The sequence below is a fragment of the Flavobacterium zhoui genome (assembly GCF_042787235.1).
In the GTDB taxonomy this organism is placed as follows: Bacteria; Bacteroidota; Bacteroidia; order Flavobacteriales; family Flavobacteriaceae; genus Flavobacterium; species Flavobacterium zhoui.
The window spans coordinates 88,205-103,952 of record NZ_JBHZPY010000009.1 but is presented as its reverse complement, the minus strand read 5'-3'; the positions used below and the strand labels follow the sequence as shown (position 1 = coordinate 103,952).

Sequence of the window (15,748 nt, the reverse complement as noted above, 5' to 3'; positions counted from 1 at the left end):
TTAACATTCTGCTCAAAATAAATAAAAACTATGCGTAATACTATAAATCAACGTTGTTGTAAACATTTAACTTATCCAAATTAAGAATTGTTCTTGAATTATCTGCACTTCTGGTGTACATCGGTTCAAATTTGGCACCGTAAACAACCTCGTCAAAAGTATACGAGGTACGAGCGGCAACAGTATTACTAAACATATCGTCAAAGGTTTTTATAAAGACGAGTATCTCACCATTAGTCGTTTTAAAATCGGCTGCGGTGAAATTATAAAGCGGACTGTCTTCTGTAATTGGATGTACTAAGGTCCAACTTAAAGTCAATGCATTTATCTTGTCCAATTCTAATTCCAGCGCGTAGAATTTATTGGTCCTTTTCCCGTTTTCCTCCACGCTCATCCCAAGAGTTATTTTGGCTTCAGCATCCGTAAAATTTGTATTTTTAAATGGTGTGGTTCTAATCATCAAACCGGTAATTTCTCCATATGGCGCAATCACAGCGTTATGAGAAAACTTCAAAAAAGCGGTAGGTTTACTAAATCGACCAAAAAATAAACCGGTTGCAATGGCAAAACTCAACAAACCTATTAATGCTTCGGCTGCAGAAAGTGCGCTCGCAAAAAAACCAGAAGGACTTATATGTCCGTAACCAACCGTGGTGAACGTCTGAGCACTGAAAAAATAAGCCTGTCCAAATTTGACCCATTCACTATCTGCAGTTGAAATCCCATTCAGATGTTCGATTCCAATTCCATAATAAATGGATGCAAATATAAAATTGATAGCCACATAAAAAGAGAGAATGATCAATATAAATTGCCATCCCGGCATATCAATCATAGTATGATACCAGCTAATCCGCTGCAGAACATGCATTCCCTGTTTCTCTACATTAGCCGTCCCGTTTTTATTAACGAAACGTCCGCCATAATTATTGGCGTTAGTTCCAAAACCTGTATTCTTGTCGGCTTTTGCTTTGGCATTTATTGAATTCAAGGGAAGATTTTTTTAATAATTATTTGATAGTAAATTTAGTTAAAATCCCGTTCAAAAAAAAGATGCTTTTTCCAGTTAAATTAAAATCCAGGTAAAACCCAAACTAATCGAGAAAATTTCCATTCGATATTCCATTATTAAACAAAAAAAAACTAGCATAAAAACAAAAAATAATTATCAACTACTCTTAAATCAGTACCTTTATATGTGTTTTTTTTTGTTTTAATAAAAATAAATATTATGCAGAACCAAATGCTAAAAGATAGAATTGAGGCCGGCTTATTGCTTTCAGAAAAATTAAAAAAATATCAAAATAGTAATAGCGTTGTTCTTGCTGTTCCCAGAGGCGGAGTACCTGTGGCGGCTACAATTGCCAAAAGTTTGCACCTCCCACTAGATATTGTACTCTCAAAGAAAATTGGACATCCGTACAATAAGGAATTTGCTATTGGTGCCGTATCGATGGATTCCATGCTTATTGACGAGCATCCTGACGTTCCCAAGGAATATATAGAAACCGAAATTGTGAGACTTCGAAAATTGATGCGAGAAAAATATGAAATCTATATGGGCAATCGTACTCCTCTTGATATAAAAGGCAAGAATGCAATTGTTGTAGATGACGGCATTGCGACTGGGAACACCTTACTGGTTAGTATAAATATGCTCCGAAAAAGAAATCCCGCAAAAATTATTGTTGCAGTGCCTGTAATACCCTATGATACTGTGCCCGTATTTGAACAAAATACAGATGAGTTTATTTACCTAATTGCTTCCAAATATTTTAGGGGAGTGGGTGGATTTTATGAAGACTTTAATCAGGTGGAAGATGATGAAGTGATTCAGTTATTGAGCGTTTCAAGTCGCACTGAATAGAATTTCGAACCTAGTATTGTTTATCTTAAACACAATGGAAGATGAAAAATTTAGAAATCGATATCCCATTATTGACTGTAATATTAAAAGGGGATTTAGTGATTCCTGAAAACGCTATTGGACTTGTTGTATTTTCCCATGGTAGCGGCAGCAGCAGATTCAGCTCAAGAAACAAAATGGTTGCAGAATTGCTTCAGCATAACAATATTGCCACGTTCCTTTTTGATTTGCTTAGTGAAAAAGAAGACCAAGTTTACGAAAACCGCTTTAATATTGATTTACTGACCAGCCGCTTGATAGAAGCTACCAAAAGGCTGATGGAAAATAAAAATGCGAAAGAATTACCTGTAGGCTTCTTTGGCGCAAGTACCGGAGCAGCATCTGCATTACGAGCCGCAGCTTATTTTGGAAAGTCAGTAAAAGCTGTTGTTTTACGCGGAGGTCGTCCTGATATGGCCATAACAGAATTGCCTATGGTAACTGCACCTACCTTATTAATTGTTGGCGGCGAGGACATTCCCGTAATTGGAATGAACAAAATGGCCTTTAACGAGCTACAATCGGTAAAAGAAATGAAAATCATTTCAGGAGCTACTCATTTGTTTGAAGAACCAGGAAAATTATTGGAAGTTGCCGACTTGGCGATTGCCTGGTACAAAAGATATTTGACAAAAAAAGACGATTAATGCCGGTTCTAAATTTTAAAATAAACTAACTATTAAAATCAAATAATTATGGCAACAGTAAATGTGGATTTAGTATTTACCGGAAATTGTAAAGAAGCTTTTGATTTTTACAAATCCGTATTTGGCGGCGAGTATTCCTATTTTAGTAAATATATAGACATGCCTTCGTACGATAGCACCAAAATTCCTGCTGAAGGTTCCGAAAAAATAATGCATATTTCTTTACCAATAAGTAAAGAGACTAGCTTGATGGGCAATGACCATATTGAATATTTTGGACGCAAAACCATTTTCGGAAATAATTTTTCGCTTTCCATCAATGCCGAAAGTAAAGAAGAAGCTGACCGGCTGTAAAATACACTTTCAGTTGGCGGAACTTTGGGGATGCCTATGGAAGATATTTTTTGGGACGCTTATTTTGGAATGTTCACCGATAAATTTGGCGTGAATTGGATGGTAAGTTTTGAAGAAAATCAGGCGAAATAAATTTCCTTGATTTTTATTCAAGTAATTTAAAAAAAACTATTTATATTTTCATAATTCACAGATATTAACATCTCCCAGTAAATAATTAACTACATTTGAAAACGAACCTTATTATTTAACAAAAAGGTAAAAACATTTAATCACAATTAAATAAACATTTTATGACAAAGAAACGAATACTCGCATTTTTAATTATTGTACTATCAATTGTAAGTTGCAGTAAAGATAGCCCAACATCATCGCCAGCGATTACATTTACACAACCAGAAGGAAAAGCTGTCAATGGACAATATACGATTACTGGGACAATTACATCTTCGGTATTGTTATTAAAGGTCATTGTTACAAAAGAAGGGGATACTGCACCATTCATCATTGATGATACAACAGCAAAAAATAAAAATAATTATCCTTACTCCTATTTAATAACTGGTATCACTAAGGATACCAATATTTTGATTGATATTTATGATCAAAATAATACAAAAACGTCTACAAGATTTTTAATCAGGATTTAGACTCATAATAAAGAAGAAGAAGAAGAAAAGCCCGAATTTTTCATTTGGGCTTTTTTTAACCCATTGCTTCCAAAAATATTGAAGACGCTATTGAATATTACGTTCATAAAGCCAATAAAAAAGTAGCATTAGATTTTTTAAAAAATTACCAAAAAGCATATAAAATATTACAAACTAATCCTTTTTATCAGTTTCGCGATACCAATTATCGGTTTTTGCCTTTTGATAAATTTCCGTACATTGCTTTTTTTATTGTTGACGAACCTAGCAAAACTGTGTTTTTAAACGCCGTATTTCATACTTCTCCAAATCCTGACAAACATCCTACTATTTAAACAAACAATCATTGTTCTTTCCTTTTGAGAACCTGTTCCTACTATATGTTCATCTGAAACGTTGGGCAAATGTCTCCGACTTTGACCCCGTAACGATACACAACTAACACAAAACGCAATCCCACAAAAAAAGCCCCAAACGGGGCTTTTTCACTATAACAAATTCAAGTTTTTATTTACTCAAATACATTTTTCTTCTAGAGTACAATCCGTAGAATTGATCGTCTTTCAAGTCATCAATAAACAAGATGCTTTCTCCTGTTGATTTCATTTCCGATCCTAATGCTTTGTTTACATTATGAAATTTGCTGAAAGAGAAAACCGGCTGCTTGATGGCATATCCTTTCAACTGTGGGTTGAAAGTAAAATCAGTTACTTTATTGTGACCTAACATTACTTTAGTCGCATAGTTTACATAAGGCTCTCCGTATGCTTTCGCAATAAATGGAACCGTACGAGACGCTCTAGGATTCGCTTCAATGATGTAAACAATATCATCTTTGATAGCAAACTGAATGTTGATTAAACCAACGGTTCTCAAAGCCAATGCAATATTTTTGGTATGGTCTTTTATTTGTTGCATTACAAATTCACCTAAATTAAACGGAGGCAAAGTAGCATTACTGTCTCCTGAGTGCACTCCGCAAGGTTCAATATGCTCCATAATTCCTATGATGTAGACATTTTCCCCATCGCAAATCGCATCAGTCTCGGCTTCAATTGCACCATCTAAATAATGATCTAAAAGCAATTTATTTCCTGGAATCGTTTTCAATAAATTGATAACGTGTTCTTCTAATTCTTGTTTGTTGATGACAATTTTCATTCCCTGACCACACAACACATACAAAGGACGAATCAATAATGTAAAGTCTAAAGTATCAGCCAAAGCAGAAGCTTCGTCAGCGGTTTCTGCAATCCCAAACTGTGGGAAAGGAATTTTTAAATCGGTTAACAATTCTGAGAAACGTCCTCTGGAGGTACCGTTTTACCTTCATCTTCTTCATATTCATCTAATGCAGGGCCGTTAATCGCTTTAGAAACAACCGGAAAATAATATTCGCTGAGCATTTCTACTTTTTTATAGTTTTGATGTGCATTAAGAAACTGTTTTTGAATTTGTGTCGAAATCGAATCCGATTTCACCAAAAGCTCCAGCCGCGAAACATCTTGAATCAGAACTTGAATATTGAATAGAAACAAATCATTAATTTCTTTATGTTTAGGTCGGTTTTTACAATAGAAAAGTAGAATCAATGGTAAAAGAAAAAAGATTTTTTTCATAATAAATTTTAAAAATGGACAAAAGCAAAAACCACGATTTCAAATGCGAAACCGTAGATTTTTGTAACTATTTACTTTAGAAATAAATTATCTGGCAAGTCCTTTGATGATTACAATTTGGCTGGCTTGATCTTCATTTGGACGATTAGTTCCTCCATCAACTCCTTTGTATTTTGTTCCTCTCCAAGTATGAGGCTGAACACTTAATAAAAAAGTATCGTCAATTCCTACTTGTTCAGAAACATCAATTAATGCTCCATATTCCCAATCTCCAAATTTACTTGTTCCGCCTACATTATACTTTGCAGCATCAGTAGCATCACGACGGTGATCTAATTCTACAACAACTTTCAATTGTTTAGTAGCAATATAGTACTGATAAATGTACCCGTCATGCGTTTCATCCCCATATCCATTTGCACCTTCCTCCACATAAACATAGTTTTTAGTTACGCAAATGTTATCTCGATTTTGAAATTTTCCTGCAATTCCAGTGCGATCATCTCCATCAAGAATTACCTGTAAAGTTCCTGCCAATGGGTTTGCAACATCTAAATTCAACTTATAAACTCTACCGTATTTTTTTCTTGAAGCGTCAGCATTTGTACCTGTAGTATTTTGTCCTGTAGCGTTAAAGTAGATTTCACGATCAGCCGCATCTCCACCTTTTCTATAATCTAAGTCTTCAACTCTACCAAATTTTATTGCTTTCAATGTATTTACTGATGCATTAATTTGGGCGCCGGTCATTGTAGTATGATTTTCTATTTTTACAAACGAAACAGGATATGTTTGCCCAGTAACCATGTCTTTTTCTCTCTGATTATCATCTGTTCTTTTCATCATATATAAAGAACCATTTGCTAAATCACCAACAGTATTGGAAACATACATGAACACCTGACCTCTATAAGTCCCAGAATCGTCATCACCAATTACAACAACTGTTTTTCCTGAAAAAGCAGTTTTTCTTAAAGACAAAGCATTCTCTGCACTCAATCTTCCTAAACCTGGTAATTCTTTAGAAACTGAAGCTGTTCCTACATCTCCAAAAGGATTTACTGCATGAGTACGAGATTTTTCACCAGATTCTCCACAAGTTAAATACAATGGTCCAAAACCATGTTCCGCAACAGTTGCCATAGTAGCACCGCACAACCTCCAGATTCCTTCATTAGAATTCAATAAATATTCCCCTTTTGTAGGTTTGAAATTTTTGTCTAATGTAATTCTGGAAACCGAAAAATTATCTTCTTGATTTACTAAAAAAGTAAAAGTACCATCCTCATTTTTCAACAATCTAGATCCATCAGCTGAACCACCAAAAATATAATTTGGGCTTCCTGCCAAAACATCGTCTGAAGTAATCAGTGAAAAAAGCTCCAAACGCTCAAAACCGGCTTGCTTTTATAATAATACAGGAGTTGCTGATTGATTGGCCAAAACCACACTTGTAGTTTCGCTTGAGGATTTAGCATCATCCTCACAAGAGATTAATGAGGCTAAAAATAACATTGGTAAAATAATTCTTTTCATCTTGATCGATAGTTTAAAATCCAAGGCAAAAAAATGCACTGAATTTTAACTTTAAATGAATGGAACATTAAGAAAAAACCGACAATTTAGCCGGTTTTTAATTCAAAAAAAACAATTAATTAACGTACTAACTTTTTAGTAATTACATATTGAATATAGCTTAACACGGAATGAAATAGCATTTTAATCTAATCCTCTTTCTTTAACATCTCTTTATACATTTCGATATTCTCCCTAACTTTTTCATCCATTTCTGGCTCTTTAATGTCAGTATGCTTTTGCATTTCTTCCCAAATAATTTTAGCAACGATATATCGTGCCATTTCTTTATCATCTGCAGGAATAACATACCAAGGCGCATATTCTGAACTTGTATTGTTAATTGCTTCTTCGTAAAAATGCATATAATCATCCCAACGATCTCTTTCTTTTAAATCACCTGTCGAGAATTTCCAATTGTGTTTTTGCTCTTCTAATCGGCGTAACAAGCGCTGTCTTTGCTCTTCTTTACTCATGTGCAAAAAGAATTTCAGCATAATAGTTCCGTTTTGGGTAATGTGCTTCTCAAAATTATTGATTTGCTGCATTCTATTTTCCCAAAACTGAGGTGTAATATCTTCTACGGTTTCAATACCAGGCAAATTTTCATTCATAATATATTCAGGATGCACTCTGGTGACCAAAACATTTTCATAATGTGATCTGTTAAAAACCGTAAACTTTCCCTTTTCAGGCAAAACCAAATAATGTCTCCACAAATAATCGTGTTCTAACTCATTTGAATTCGGCGTTTTGAAACTATGCACCACAACACCACGCGAATTAAATTCTTTAAAAACTTCCCGAATCATACTATCCTTCCCCGAGGTATCCATGCCTTGCAGACAAACCAAAACGCCATAGCGATTGTGCGCATACATCACATCTTGTATTTCACTCAATTTCACCTGAACTTTTTCTAATTTTTCTTCCTTTTTATCATCACTATTTCCATTGAATAGGTTGGTAGGAATACTGGACAAATCAATTTTGCCAGTCACTTTAAAATCATCAGGATTAATAGACTTCATAGGAAATAATTTATATTTACATCTCAAATATAACAAATATTAAGGAGCTATTTCCTGCTATACGTTTCAATCTTTTATTATTTTAAAGAAAATAATAAAAGGATTTTCACTACTATCAGGGCTAGGACATCCTTTTCAAAATAAAACTCATGGAAAAATTCACGCTCGAATTACTATTTCAAATCATCGGTATTGGTTCGGCATCAGGACTTATTAACAAAGACGATTCCTTGTTTATAATCTCTGACAACAGCTCTTTTCTTTACAAATACAACATCAAAGAAAAAGAACTCCACAAAATAAAGCTTTTCGAAAACAGTCAGGAAAACATTCCTAAAAAAGACAAATTCGATTTTGAATCCATAACTCAAAAAGGAAGTAAATTATATCTTTTTGGTTCTGGTTCAACACCAAATAGGAATAAACGCATCAGTTATGATTTTACTTCTAAAGCAATAGAAGAAAAAGACTTATCCACAATTTATGAAAAGCTAAAACAAACCGCTTCTATCTCAGATGATGATTTAAACTTGGAAGGCGCTTTATTTCACAATGAAAAATGGCATTTGTTCCAACGGGGAAATGGAGCGCAATCTAAAAATGGCATCTTTGTTTTGGATAAAGAAGGAAATGACATTCATTTTTCTCCAATCCCATTACCAAAAATCCAAAACGTAGAAGCCACTTTTACCGATGCTATTCTCGTAGAAGATAAAATCTATTTCTTGGCAGCTGTCGAAAACACGACCTCAACTTATGATGATGGAGAAGTCCTAGGAAGTTTCATTGGTGCGTTGTCACTAGACACTTTCGAACTGACATTTACCCAAAAAATTTCAGCAACCCACAAATTCGAAGGATTAACCTTATATGCCAATTCAAAAGAAAATATAGAATTCCTCCTCTGCGAAGATAAAGACACCGAAGCGCTGGAAACGGATATTTATAAACTGACAATCGACTTAATTTAAAAATGGTAGACTATTTAAAAACAACTAAAAAATCAGTCTTAATTGGTGGAATTTTATTTTTACTACTTATTCTATTTACTGTCGCAGCATCTTTTCAATTATTGGAGCACACTAATTTTAGTAAACAAATAAAATTTTCTATCTCCAGATTAGCTATTTGGGGTTGTCTTTTTTTACTGTATATCTATTCCATTAAGATGGAAAGACAGCCTTTTCTATTATGGACTGAAGAAAAATATTCGTTGATCTTTTTTTTAAAATCGGTAGCTAAACTAATGTTTTCTCTTTTTCTGATAATGCTCGTTGTATATTTTATTTTTAAAATAGCTGATTCAAATATTGACAGTAAAAAGATGAACGAAATCATGAAACTTTTTAAAAACAATATTTTTCTAATCCTATTTACATCAATAACTGCAGGTGTCACAGAGGAATTAATTTTTAGAGGATATTTAATTCCTAGATTAGAAATACTATTAAAAAACACTCCTGCAGCAATCCTTATATCAAGTATTCTTTTTGGGCTTATACATTATAGCTACGGCACTCTTATACAAATAATTGGACCCGTTTTTATAGGACTTTTATTTGCTGTCTATTATCAAAAATACAAAAACATTAAAATTTTAATAATGTGCCATTTCTTATGGGATCTATTGGTATTACTAAACAAAACATCGCAATTACAGTAATATAAAATTATACTTTTTTTCACATTATGATTCCTATAAAAAAAAGGGAATAGTTTAACTTTGCTTACAACATTCAAACTTAAATAAAATGACAGACTTAAAAAATAAAAATGCCTTAATCACCGGCGCAGGAAAAGGAATCGGAAAAGCTATAGCATTGGCCTTAGCCAAAGAAGGTGTAAATGTGATTTTGGTTGCCAGAACACAGGAGGAAATAGACAGTGTAGCTGCAAAAGTGAGGTCTTTACGAGTAAAAGCACTGGCAATAACCGCTGACGTCGCTGATATCAATTCGGTGAACGCTGCAGTTGAAAAAGCGTTAGCTGAATTTGGAACCATTGATATTTTAATAAACAATGCCGGAATAGCTGCTTTTGGAAAATTCTTAGAACTGGAACCAACGGATTGGGAACGCATTATTCAGGTGAACTTAATGGGAACCTATTATATGACACGTGCCGTTTTACCTAATATGATAGAAAGACAAACGGGTGATATCATCAACATTTCTTCAACAGCTGGATTAAGCGGAAATGCTTTAACAAGTGCCTACAGTGCTTCTAAATTTGCAGTTTTAGGATTGACGGAATCTTTAATGCAGGAAGTGCGCAAGCATAACATTCGTGTAACGGCATTAACACCAAGCACTGTTGCAACAGATATGGCCAAAGAATTAAAACTGACCGATGGAAATCCTCAAAAAGTAATGCAAGCCGAAGATATGGCTGAATTAATCATCGCACAACTTAAATTAAACCGACGCGTATTTATAAAAAACAGTAGTATTTGGTCTACGAACCCTTAAAAGTAGTCGAAAGTCAAAAGTCTTAAAGTCGAATGACCAATATCTAATACAAAACCATTAAGAAATTAAGTTTTATTAAGTTTTACCCTAATTTTCTTAATGCCTTAATGGTTTAAATTTATATGACTTAAATGTTTTAAAATTAAGTTTTGCACATAATCTTTTAATGGTTTAAAAAAAATCTTAAATGGCTTATATGGTTAAACAATGATTTTAAACTTTACACCAAAACCGAAATAAAATCCATTCGTACACTTCCGTCTTCATCAATTTTTGTCAAATTAATTTCGTGTAATGTATTTACTAATTCAGGATTCCAAGGTGTTTTTACTTTTACATAATTTTCCGTAAAACCGTGAATATAGCCTTCTTTATTTTCGCTTTCAAACAAAACGGTTCTGTCTGTTCCCAATTGGCTTTCGTAAAAAGCACGACGTTTTTTAACGGATAAACCACGCATCATTTTGCTGCGCTTGGCGCGAACATTTCCTGCAACAACACCTTCCATTGCTGCCGCTTCCGTATTATCCCGCTCTGAATATGTAAAAACATGCAAATATGAAATATCCATATCATTCAAAAAATGATAGGTTTCCAAAAAGTGCTCATCTGTTTCACCAGGAAAACCAACAATTACATCCACACCAATACAAGCGTGTGGCATAACTTCCCGAATTTTGTTTACTCTTTCGGTATATACTTCACGTTGGTAACGACGTTTCATCAACTTCAAAATATCATTGCTCCCGGATTGCAACGGAATATGAAAATGCGGCACAAAAGTCCTGCTTTTTGATACAAATTCGATCGTTTCATTTTTCAATAAATTCGGTTCAATTGAGGATATTCGCAATCGTTCGATTCCTTCCACTTTATCTAATTCCTGAACTAATTCTAAGAAAGTATGTTCGTGTTTTTTGTTTCCAAATTCCCCTTTTCCGTAATCTCCTATATTTACACCGGTAAGCACAATTTCCTTGATATTTTGTTTTGAAATTTCAGCTGCATTTTTCAATACATTTTCCAATTCATCACTTCGCGAAATTCCTCTCGCCAATGGAATCGTACAATAGGTGCATTTATAATCGCAACCATCTTGTACTTTCAAGAAAGCACGGGTTCTATCCCCTATCGAATAACTTCCCACATAAAAATCCGCTTCGGCAATTTCACAGGAATGTACTTCCCCAAAATCATTTTTAGACAAATCATTGATATAATCGGTGATTTTAAATTTCTCCGTTGCACCAAGAACTAGATCCACACCATCAACTGCGGCTAATTCTTCCGGTTTCAATTGCGCATAACAACCCACCGCCACAACAAATGCTTTATCATTCAATTTCATCGCTTTTCTCACAACTTGCTTGAACTGCTTATCTGCATTTTCCGTAACCGAACACGTATTAATCACATACATATCAGCCACTTCCTCAAAATCCACCCGATCAAAACCTTCATCCTGAATAGAACGGGCAATCGTAGATGTTTCCGAAAAATTCAGTTTGCAACCAAGCGTATAAAAGGCAACTTTTTTTCTATTTTCCATAAAATAACTCAATTAATGAAATCGTTGTCAAACAATTGAGTATGCAAATTTACGAACAAAAATTTATACTTTAAAGCTCCTAATTATTTATATTTGTAGTGCCAATAATTTATACTAATATTATGCAATCAACTCAATTACAAATAGAAAAACTAAATTTGATTGAAAAAATAATTCAAATAGAAGATAAAAATCTTATTGAATATTTGAATGCTATTTTACTGGAAGATAAAAATGAATATAAACTTTCAGAAGAACAATTGAATATTATTCAAGAAAGTCGTTCAAAATATTTATCGGGAGAGGATAAAGGACAAACTTGGGATGAGGTAAAAAGTAGCTTACTTAAAAAAAGAAATGAAAGAATTTAAATTAATCATTTCTAAAAAAGCTGAAAATCAGACTGAAGAAGTATTTTTTCACTATAATTTAATTTCTGATAAAGTAGCCGACAATTTTTTAATTCAATTACATAATTGTATAAATTCAATACACAAAAACCCAAATATTTTTCAAGTTTTTAAGAACCATTTTAGACAAGTGCCGCTTAAAAAATACCCTTTCATAGTGGTTTATTCAATTGAAAATGTTATTGTTATTTTGTCGGTTTTCCATACAAGTAGAAATCCAAGTGAAAAATTCAGATAGCTACTTTTTCAGGATATTATTTAGATTTCAGAAAACGTGATTTTTTTATTTTCTCAAAAAGAAAATATTTTAACAAGACTATTTGCACATGGTTTTAATAAATGTAAATACTAAATAATTCAGAATTTTATAATCCTATTGCCCATCGATTAAAAAAAATATATTTTAATTCAAGATAAATCGTCTCACCACCTCAGCAACTCCATGATCATTATTAGAGGCAACAATAAAATCTCCTTTATCTCTTAGTTCTGGATCAACATTATCTACCCAAACTCCTAATCCTGCATATTCGATCATACTCAAATCATTCCCGGCATTTCCTACGGCAATAATTTCACTTTGAAGTATATTTAGCTTTTCAGCCAAAAATTTCACACTTGCTGCTTTATCAATCCCATTTTGTGCTACTTCAAGAAAAAAAGGTTTTGACATTGACACACTCAAATGTGGCATTGCCGCTTTCAAATCCTTTTCTACTTCTTTTAGATAACTTGGTTCTTCTAATAAAATACATTTAACTGCCGATGAATTCACAGCATTCTTGAAATTTGGAACTTTATTATGTTTTAATCCAGTAATATTTTTTTCTACATCAATATATTCTGAATCTGTTTCGCTGACAATCTCACCATCTATGTACGTAATGATATCCGTTTTACTTTTTAAACTGTAATCGTATAATTCATGAATTTGTTGTTGCGTCAACATTTGTTCAAACAGCACTTTATCTTCTTTTAAATCTGTAATAACAGCGCCATTAAAAGATAACATATACGAATTATTGATATCCAATTCTAATTCCTTGGCAAAAGCAGTCATGGCCAATGTAGGTCTGCCAGAAGCTAAAACAACATATACACCCAATTCCTGAGCCTTAAACAACATTTCTTTATTCTCCTTTGAAATTTTATGGTCATCAGTCAACAAGGTATCATCCATGTCTAAGACCAACATTTTATATTTCATCTAATTTTTTTGTAATACTAATTTCAGTTTAAATACTCATTCTAAATTCTTCGATAACAGGATTTACTTTTGCAAATTCCGTTTCTTGAACAAACAATTCAACCGCTAAATCCGAATTTCCAAAACCTCCTAATCGAGCTGATTGTATATTATTTTTCACGACAACATTTACACCAATCGCTTCGATTTTTTCTTGTAAAGCCATTGCTAGAATTTCACTTCCCGAAAACACTTTCATTAATCCCATCTTGTTCTTTATTTTTTATTATTATTTATTACCGTTTTCTTCATCTCCCTCTAGCTCCTCAAAATCATCTGTAGCTTCAGGTTCAAAATTTTCTTCTTCCTCAAAATCCTCTTCTTCATCTGCATCGCCTTCATCCTCTTCTTCATCTTTATCAAAATCGAATTCAAAAGGTTCCACTAGCATTTTTTCAGCAAGGATTTCTATTCGTTCTGTGAATTGTTCCGAAAAAATTATACGTTGCGTTTTATTGATACTGTTTGAAATACGCATGATTTTAGTTTCATGACGCAATTTCAAAATGGGATCTGCATCATCCAAAACAAACATTTTCAATCGGTTTACATTAAATCCAGCTGTGGTAAACATTTCGCTCAATTTATTCGGAGTCCCAATCAACACATCAATTCCGCTAGAAATATAATTTTTATCGTATTCCATGTCGCCTTTATCATGCACGCCATAGACCTCTAAATCAGAATTTTTTCCATATTTCTCAAAAAGCAATTCCATTTCCAATACTTTGGCTTTGTCTTCGACAATAATCAAAGCTCTTGGTGATTCTTCGTTTGTACCCGCCAATCTCTGAATCACGTTCAGCACAATTGTTGTTGATTTCCCGCTACCTTTTGGCGCAATAATAATACAATCCGAACCACTTTTTAGTGTCGAAAAGGTTTCTTTTTGCATGGCATTGGCTTCGGTTAAACCGTTTTCAGTTAAGGCTTCTTGTAACTTTTCGTTTATTTTTTTTAGTTTCATTTATTTTAGATTGAAAGATTTAAATATTCAAAAATTAAAAGAGTGTTCCACTAATTTTTAAATTATTTAATCTTTAAATTATTTAATTATTTCGATGCAAATAACTTCACATCATTCTCGGAAATTTCGCTTCCGCCAAGGATAATCAAGCGTTCTACTACATTTCGCAGTTCACGAATATTACCCGTCCAATCGTATTCTTGTAAAAGACGAACAGCATCTTTTGAGAACTTTTTAATTGCATTTCCTTGCTCAGAAGCAATTTTATCTGCAAAATGAGAAATCAACATCGGAATATCATCCCTTCTATCATTCAATGATGGAACTTTTATCAGGATAACTGCCAAACGATGGTACAAATCTTCACGGAAACGGCCTTCAGCGATTTCTATTTTTAGATCTTTATTCGTAGCCGCAACAACACGCACGTCTACTTTGATGTCTTTGTCAGCTCCTACTCTTGTAATCATGCTTTCTTGTAACGCACGCAATACTTTGGCTTGTGCCGAAAGGCTCATATCGCCAATTTCATCTAAGAAAATGGTTCCTTTATCCGCCGCTTCAAATTTTCCTGCACGGTCTTTCACTGCCGAAGTAAACGCTCCTTTTACGTGACCGAATAATTCACTTTCTATCAATTCACTTGGAATCGCTGCACAGTTTACTTCGATCAAAGGAAAATTAGCTCTACCGCTTTTTTCGTGTAATTGATGAGCAACCAATTCTTTTCCGGTCCCGTTTGGTCCCGTGATTAAAACTCTGGCTTCGGTTTGCGCTACTTTGTCAATCATCAGTTTGATATGATTGATAGCTTCGCTTTCACCAATCATTTCGTAATTTTTACTGACTTTTTTCTTCAGAATTTTATTTTCTACAACAAGCTGTTTTTTATCTAAAGCATTCCGCACCGTATTCAATAATCGGTTTAAATCTGGTGGTTTTGAGATATAATCAAACGCCCCCAAACGCATTGTATCGATGGCCGTTTCCATATCACCATGACCAGAAATCATTACCATAGGAATTTCGGGTTTAATCTTTTTGACCGCTTCAAGGACTTCAACACCATCCATTTTTGGCATTTTGATATCACATAAAACCAAATCGTAATCGTTGTTTTTTATTTTTTCAAAACCTGCTGCACCGTCTTCGGCTTCTTCAACCTGATAGGTCTCGTTTTCTTCGGAGAGTATTTTTGTGAGTACTCTTCGAATAGCGGCTTCGTCTTCTATAATTAGTATTTTTGACATATTTTGATAATTTGTTTAATCGTTAATTTGGTTATTTGTTTAATCGATTTAACGAATAACCAAATTAACGAATTAA

The 15,748-nt window shown here is 33.6% G+C and carries 20 protein-coding genes and 1 pseudogene; 10 read left to right on the top strand and 11 right to left on the bottom strand.

Annotated elements, in window-relative coordinates:
- Positions 1 to 40: 40 nt before the first annotated feature.
- Positions 41 to 991 carry an ion channel gene (locus ACFX5F_RS11280; RefSeq protein ID WP_379852134.1) on the bottom strand — a complete coding sequence of 317 codons (951 nt, stop codon included), beginning with the start codon at positions 989 to 991 and terminating at the stop codon, positions 41 to 43.
- A gap of 240 nt (positions 992 to 1,231) precedes the next feature.
- Here ACFX5F_RS11280 and ACFX5F_RS11275 point away from each other — a divergent pair, with 240 nt between their 5' ends.
- From ACFX5F_RS11275 to ACFX5F_RS11255, 5 genes are all read left to right on the top strand, one after another.
- Complete coding sequence (locus ACFX5F_RS11275) at positions 1,232 to 1,867, top strand: phosphoribosyltransferase (protein ID WP_379852133.1); 636 nt, start codon at positions 1,232 to 1,234, stop codon at positions 1,865 to 1,867.
- A gap of 41 nt (positions 1,868 to 1,908) precedes the next feature.
- On the top strand, positions 1,909 to 2,553 hold the full coding sequence (locus ACFX5F_RS11270) for a dienelactone hydrolase family protein (RefSeq protein ID WP_379852132.1): 645 nt from the start codon (positions 1,909 to 1,911) through the stop codon (positions 2,551 to 2,553).
- A 48-nt stretch (positions 2,554 to 2,601) separates the two neighbouring features.
- Complete coding sequence (locus ACFX5F_RS11265) at positions 2,602 to 2,907, top strand: VOC family protein (RefSeq protein ID WP_379852131.1); 306 nt, start codon at positions 2,602 to 2,604, stop codon at positions 2,905 to 2,907.
- Positions 2,908 to 3,200: 293 nt separating this feature from the next.
- Positions 3,201 to 3,557, top strand: a complete 357-nt coding sequence (locus ACFX5F_RS11260; RefSeq protein ID WP_379852130.1) for a hypothetical protein — start codon at positions 3,201 to 3,203, stop codon at positions 3,555 to 3,557.
- A 62-nt stretch (positions 3,558 to 3,619) separates the two neighbouring features.
- On the top strand, positions 3,620 to 3,892 hold the full coding sequence (locus ACFX5F_RS11255; protein ID WP_379852190.1) for a type II toxin-antitoxin system RelE/ParE family toxin: 273 nt from the start codon (positions 3,620 to 3,622) through the stop codon (positions 3,890 to 3,892).
- A 172-nt stretch (positions 3,893 to 4,064) separates the two neighbouring features.
- On the opposite strand, the pseudogene ACFX5F_RS11250 reads toward ACFX5F_RS11255, so the two are convergent.
- The 5 genes and pseudogenes from ACFX5F_RS11250 to ACFX5F_RS11230 form a co-directional block, all read right to left on the bottom strand.
- Positions 4,065 to 4,868, bottom strand: a pseudogene (locus ACFX5F_RS11250) (ATP-binding protein); the annotation flags it as partial.
- Positions 4,844 to 5,176, bottom strand: coding sequence for a hypothetical protein (locus ACFX5F_RS11245; RefSeq protein ID WP_379852129.1), 333 nt, complete (start codon positions 5,174 to 5,176; stop codon positions 4,844 to 4,846). The pseudogene ACFX5F_RS11250 and the gene ACFX5F_RS11245, both read right to left, overlap by 25 nt.
- 87 nt (positions 5,177 to 5,263) lie before the next feature.
- On the bottom strand, positions 5,264 to 6,562 hold the full coding sequence (locus ACFX5F_RS11240) for a PhoX family protein (protein WP_379852128.1): 1,299 nt from the start codon (positions 6,560 to 6,562) through the stop codon (positions 5,264 to 5,266).
- A 21-nt stretch (positions 6,563 to 6,583) separates the two neighbouring features.
- A complete protein-coding gene (locus ACFX5F_RS11235) occupies positions 6,584 to 6,712 on the bottom strand; it encodes a hypothetical protein (protein ID WP_379852127.1) in 129 nt (42 codons plus the stop codon).
- Positions 6,713 to 6,900: 188 nt separating this feature from the next.
- Positions 6,901 to 7,782: a PPK2 family polyphosphate kinase gene (locus ACFX5F_RS11230; protein WP_379852126.1), complete on the bottom strand. Its 882-nt coding sequence runs from the start codon at positions 7,780 to 7,782 to the stop codon at positions 6,901 to 6,903.
- A 149-nt stretch (positions 7,783 to 7,931) separates the two neighbouring features.
- Here ACFX5F_RS11230 and ACFX5F_RS11225 point away from each other — a divergent pair, with 149 nt between their 5' ends.
- The 3 genes from ACFX5F_RS11225 to ACFX5F_RS11215 all read left to right on the top strand — a co-directional run bounded on the left by ACFX5F_RS11225 (position 7,932) and on the right by ACFX5F_RS11215 (position 10,250).
- Positions 7,932 to 8,753 carry a DUF6929 family protein gene (locus tag ACFX5F_RS11225; protein WP_379852125.1) on the top strand — a complete coding sequence of 274 codons (822 nt, stop codon included), beginning with the start codon at positions 7,932 to 7,934 and terminating at the stop codon, positions 8,751 to 8,753.
- A 2-nt stretch (positions 8,754 to 8,755) separates the two neighbouring features.
- Positions 8,756 to 9,445, top strand: a complete 690-nt coding sequence (locus ACFX5F_RS11220; protein ID WP_379852124.1) for a CPBP family intramembrane glutamic endopeptidase — start codon at positions 8,756 to 8,758, stop codon at positions 9,443 to 9,445.
- 88 nt (positions 9,446 to 9,533) lie between these two features.
- Positions 9,534 to 10,250 (top strand): 3-ketoacyl-ACP reductase, encoded by a 717-nt coding sequence (locus ACFX5F_RS11215; RefSeq protein ID WP_379852123.1) that lies wholly within the window; start codon positions 9,534 to 9,536, stop codon positions 10,248 to 10,250.
- A 220-nt stretch (positions 10,251 to 10,470) separates the two neighbouring features.
- On the opposite strand, the gene mtaB is transcribed toward ACFX5F_RS11215, so the two are convergent.
- Entirely contained in the window at positions 10,471 to 11,799 is a 1,329-nt protein-coding gene (gene mtaB / locus ACFX5F_RS11210) for a tRNA (N(6)-L-threonylcarbamoyladenosine(37)-C(2))-methylthiotransferase MtaB (protein WP_379852122.1), read from the bottom strand.
- 122 nt (positions 11,800 to 11,921) lie between these two features.
- Here mtaB and ACFX5F_RS11205 point away from each other — a divergent pair, with 122 nt between their 5' ends.
- Together ACFX5F_RS11205 and ACFX5F_RS11200 are read left to right on the top strand one after the other, a co-directional pair.
- Positions 11,922 to 12,170 (top strand): hypothetical protein, encoded by a 249-nt coding sequence (locus tag ACFX5F_RS11205; protein ID WP_379852121.1) that lies wholly within the window; start codon positions 11,922 to 11,924, stop codon positions 12,168 to 12,170.
- Positions 12,157 to 12,447, top strand: a complete 291-nt coding sequence (locus ACFX5F_RS11200; RefSeq protein ID WP_379852120.1) for a type II toxin-antitoxin system RelE/ParE family toxin — start codon at positions 12,157 to 12,159, stop codon at positions 12,445 to 12,447. The genes ACFX5F_RS11205 and ACFX5F_RS11200 overlap by 14 nt, the downstream gene beginning before the upstream one ends.
- A gap of 165 nt (positions 12,448 to 12,612) precedes the next feature.
- On the opposite strand, the gene ACFX5F_RS11195 is transcribed toward ACFX5F_RS11200, so the two are convergent.
- From ACFX5F_RS11195 to ACFX5F_RS11180, 4 genes are all read right to left on the bottom strand, one after another.
- On the bottom strand, positions 12,613 to 13,416 hold the full coding sequence (locus ACFX5F_RS11195) for a Cof-type HAD-IIB family hydrolase (protein WP_379852119.1): 804 nt from the start codon (positions 13,414 to 13,416) through the stop codon (positions 12,613 to 12,615).
- Between the two features lie 28 nt (positions 13,417 to 13,444).
- Positions 13,445 to 13,663: a DUF2007 domain-containing protein gene (locus ACFX5F_RS11190; protein ID WP_113633582.1), complete on the bottom strand. Its 219-nt coding sequence runs from the start codon at positions 13,661 to 13,663 to the stop codon at positions 13,445 to 13,447.
- A 21-nt stretch (positions 13,664 to 13,684) separates the two neighbouring features.
- Positions 13,685 to 14,422 (bottom strand): DEAD/DEAH box helicase, encoded by a 738-nt coding sequence (locus ACFX5F_RS11185; RefSeq protein WP_379852118.1) that lies wholly within the window; start codon positions 14,420 to 14,422, stop codon positions 13,685 to 13,687.
- Between the two features lie 86 nt (positions 14,423 to 14,508).
- Positions 14,509 to 15,672 carry a sigma-54-dependent transcriptional regulator gene (locus tag ACFX5F_RS11180; protein WP_379852117.1) on the bottom strand — a complete coding sequence of 388 codons (1,164 nt, stop codon included), beginning with the start codon at positions 15,670 to 15,672 and terminating at the stop codon, positions 14,509 to 14,511.
- Positions 15,673 to 15,748 lie beyond the last annotated feature (76 nt).

Excerpts from the sequence above, each read along its gene's own strand:
- ACFX5F_RS11245 (WP_379852129.1), bottom strand. The coding sequence starts at position 5,176 with ATGAAAAAAATCTTTTTTCTTTTACCATTGATTCTACTTTTCTATTGT.
- ACFX5F_RS11275 (WP_379852133.1), top strand. The coding sequence starts at position 1,232 with ATGCAGAACCAAATGCTAAAAGATAGAATTGAGGCCGGCTTATTGCTT.
- mtaB (WP_379852122.1), bottom strand. The coding sequence starts at position 11,799 with ATGGAAAATAGAAAAAAAGTTGCCTTTTATACGCTTGGTTGCAAACTG.
- ACFX5F_RS11265 (WP_379852131.1), top strand. The coding sequence starts at position 2,602 with ATGGCAACAGTAAATGTGGATTTAGTATTTACCGGAAATTGTAAAGAA.
- ACFX5F_RS11190 (WP_113633582.1), bottom strand. The coding sequence starts at position 13,663 with ATGGGATTAATGAAAGTGTTTTCGGGAAGTGAAATTCTAGCAATGGCT.
- ACFX5F_RS11220 (WP_379852124.1), top strand. The coding sequence starts at position 8,756 with ATGGTAGACTATTTAAAAACAACTAAAAAATCAGTCTTAATTGGTGGA.
- ACFX5F_RS11270 (WP_379852132.1), top strand. The coding sequence starts at position 1,909 with ATGAAAAATTTAGAAATCGATATCCCATTATTGACTGTAATATTAAAA.
- ACFX5F_RS11260 (WP_379852130.1), top strand. The coding sequence starts at position 3,201 with ATGACAAAGAAACGAATACTCGCATTTTTAATTATTGTACTATCAATT.
- ACFX5F_RS11235 (WP_379852127.1), bottom strand. The coding sequence starts at position 6,712 with ATGAAAAGAATTATTTTACCAATGTTATTTTTAGCCTCATTAATCTCT.
- ACFX5F_RS11195 (WP_379852119.1), bottom strand. The coding sequence starts at position 13,416 with ATGAAATATAAAATGTTGGTCTTAGACATGGATGATACCTTGTTGACT.
- ACFX5F_RS11180 (WP_379852117.1), bottom strand. The coding sequence starts at position 15,672 with ATGTCAAAAATACTAATTATAGAAGACGAAGCCGCTATTCGAAGAGTA.
- ACFX5F_RS11185 (WP_379852118.1), bottom strand. The coding sequence starts at position 14,422 with ATGAAACTAAAAAAAATAAACGAAAAGTTACAAGAAGCCTTAACTGAA.
- ACFX5F_RS11225 (WP_379852125.1), top strand. The coding sequence starts at position 7,932 with ATGGAAAAATTCACGCTCGAATTACTATTTCAAATCATCGGTATTGGT.
- ACFX5F_RS11200 (WP_379852120.1), top strand. The coding sequence starts at position 12,157 with ATGAAAGAATTTAAATTAATCATTTCTAAAAAAGCTGAAAATCAGACT.
- ACFX5F_RS11230 (WP_379852126.1), bottom strand. The coding sequence starts at position 7,782 with ATGAAGTCTATTAATCCTGATGATTTTAAAGTGACTGGCAAAATTGAT.
- ACFX5F_RS11215 (WP_379852123.1), top strand. The coding sequence starts at position 9,534 with ATGACAGACTTAAAAAATAAAAATGCCTTAATCACCGGCGCAGGAAAA.
- ACFX5F_RS11205 (WP_379852121.1), top strand. The coding sequence starts at position 11,922 with ATGCAATCAACTCAATTACAAATAGAAAAACTAAATTTGATTGAAAAA.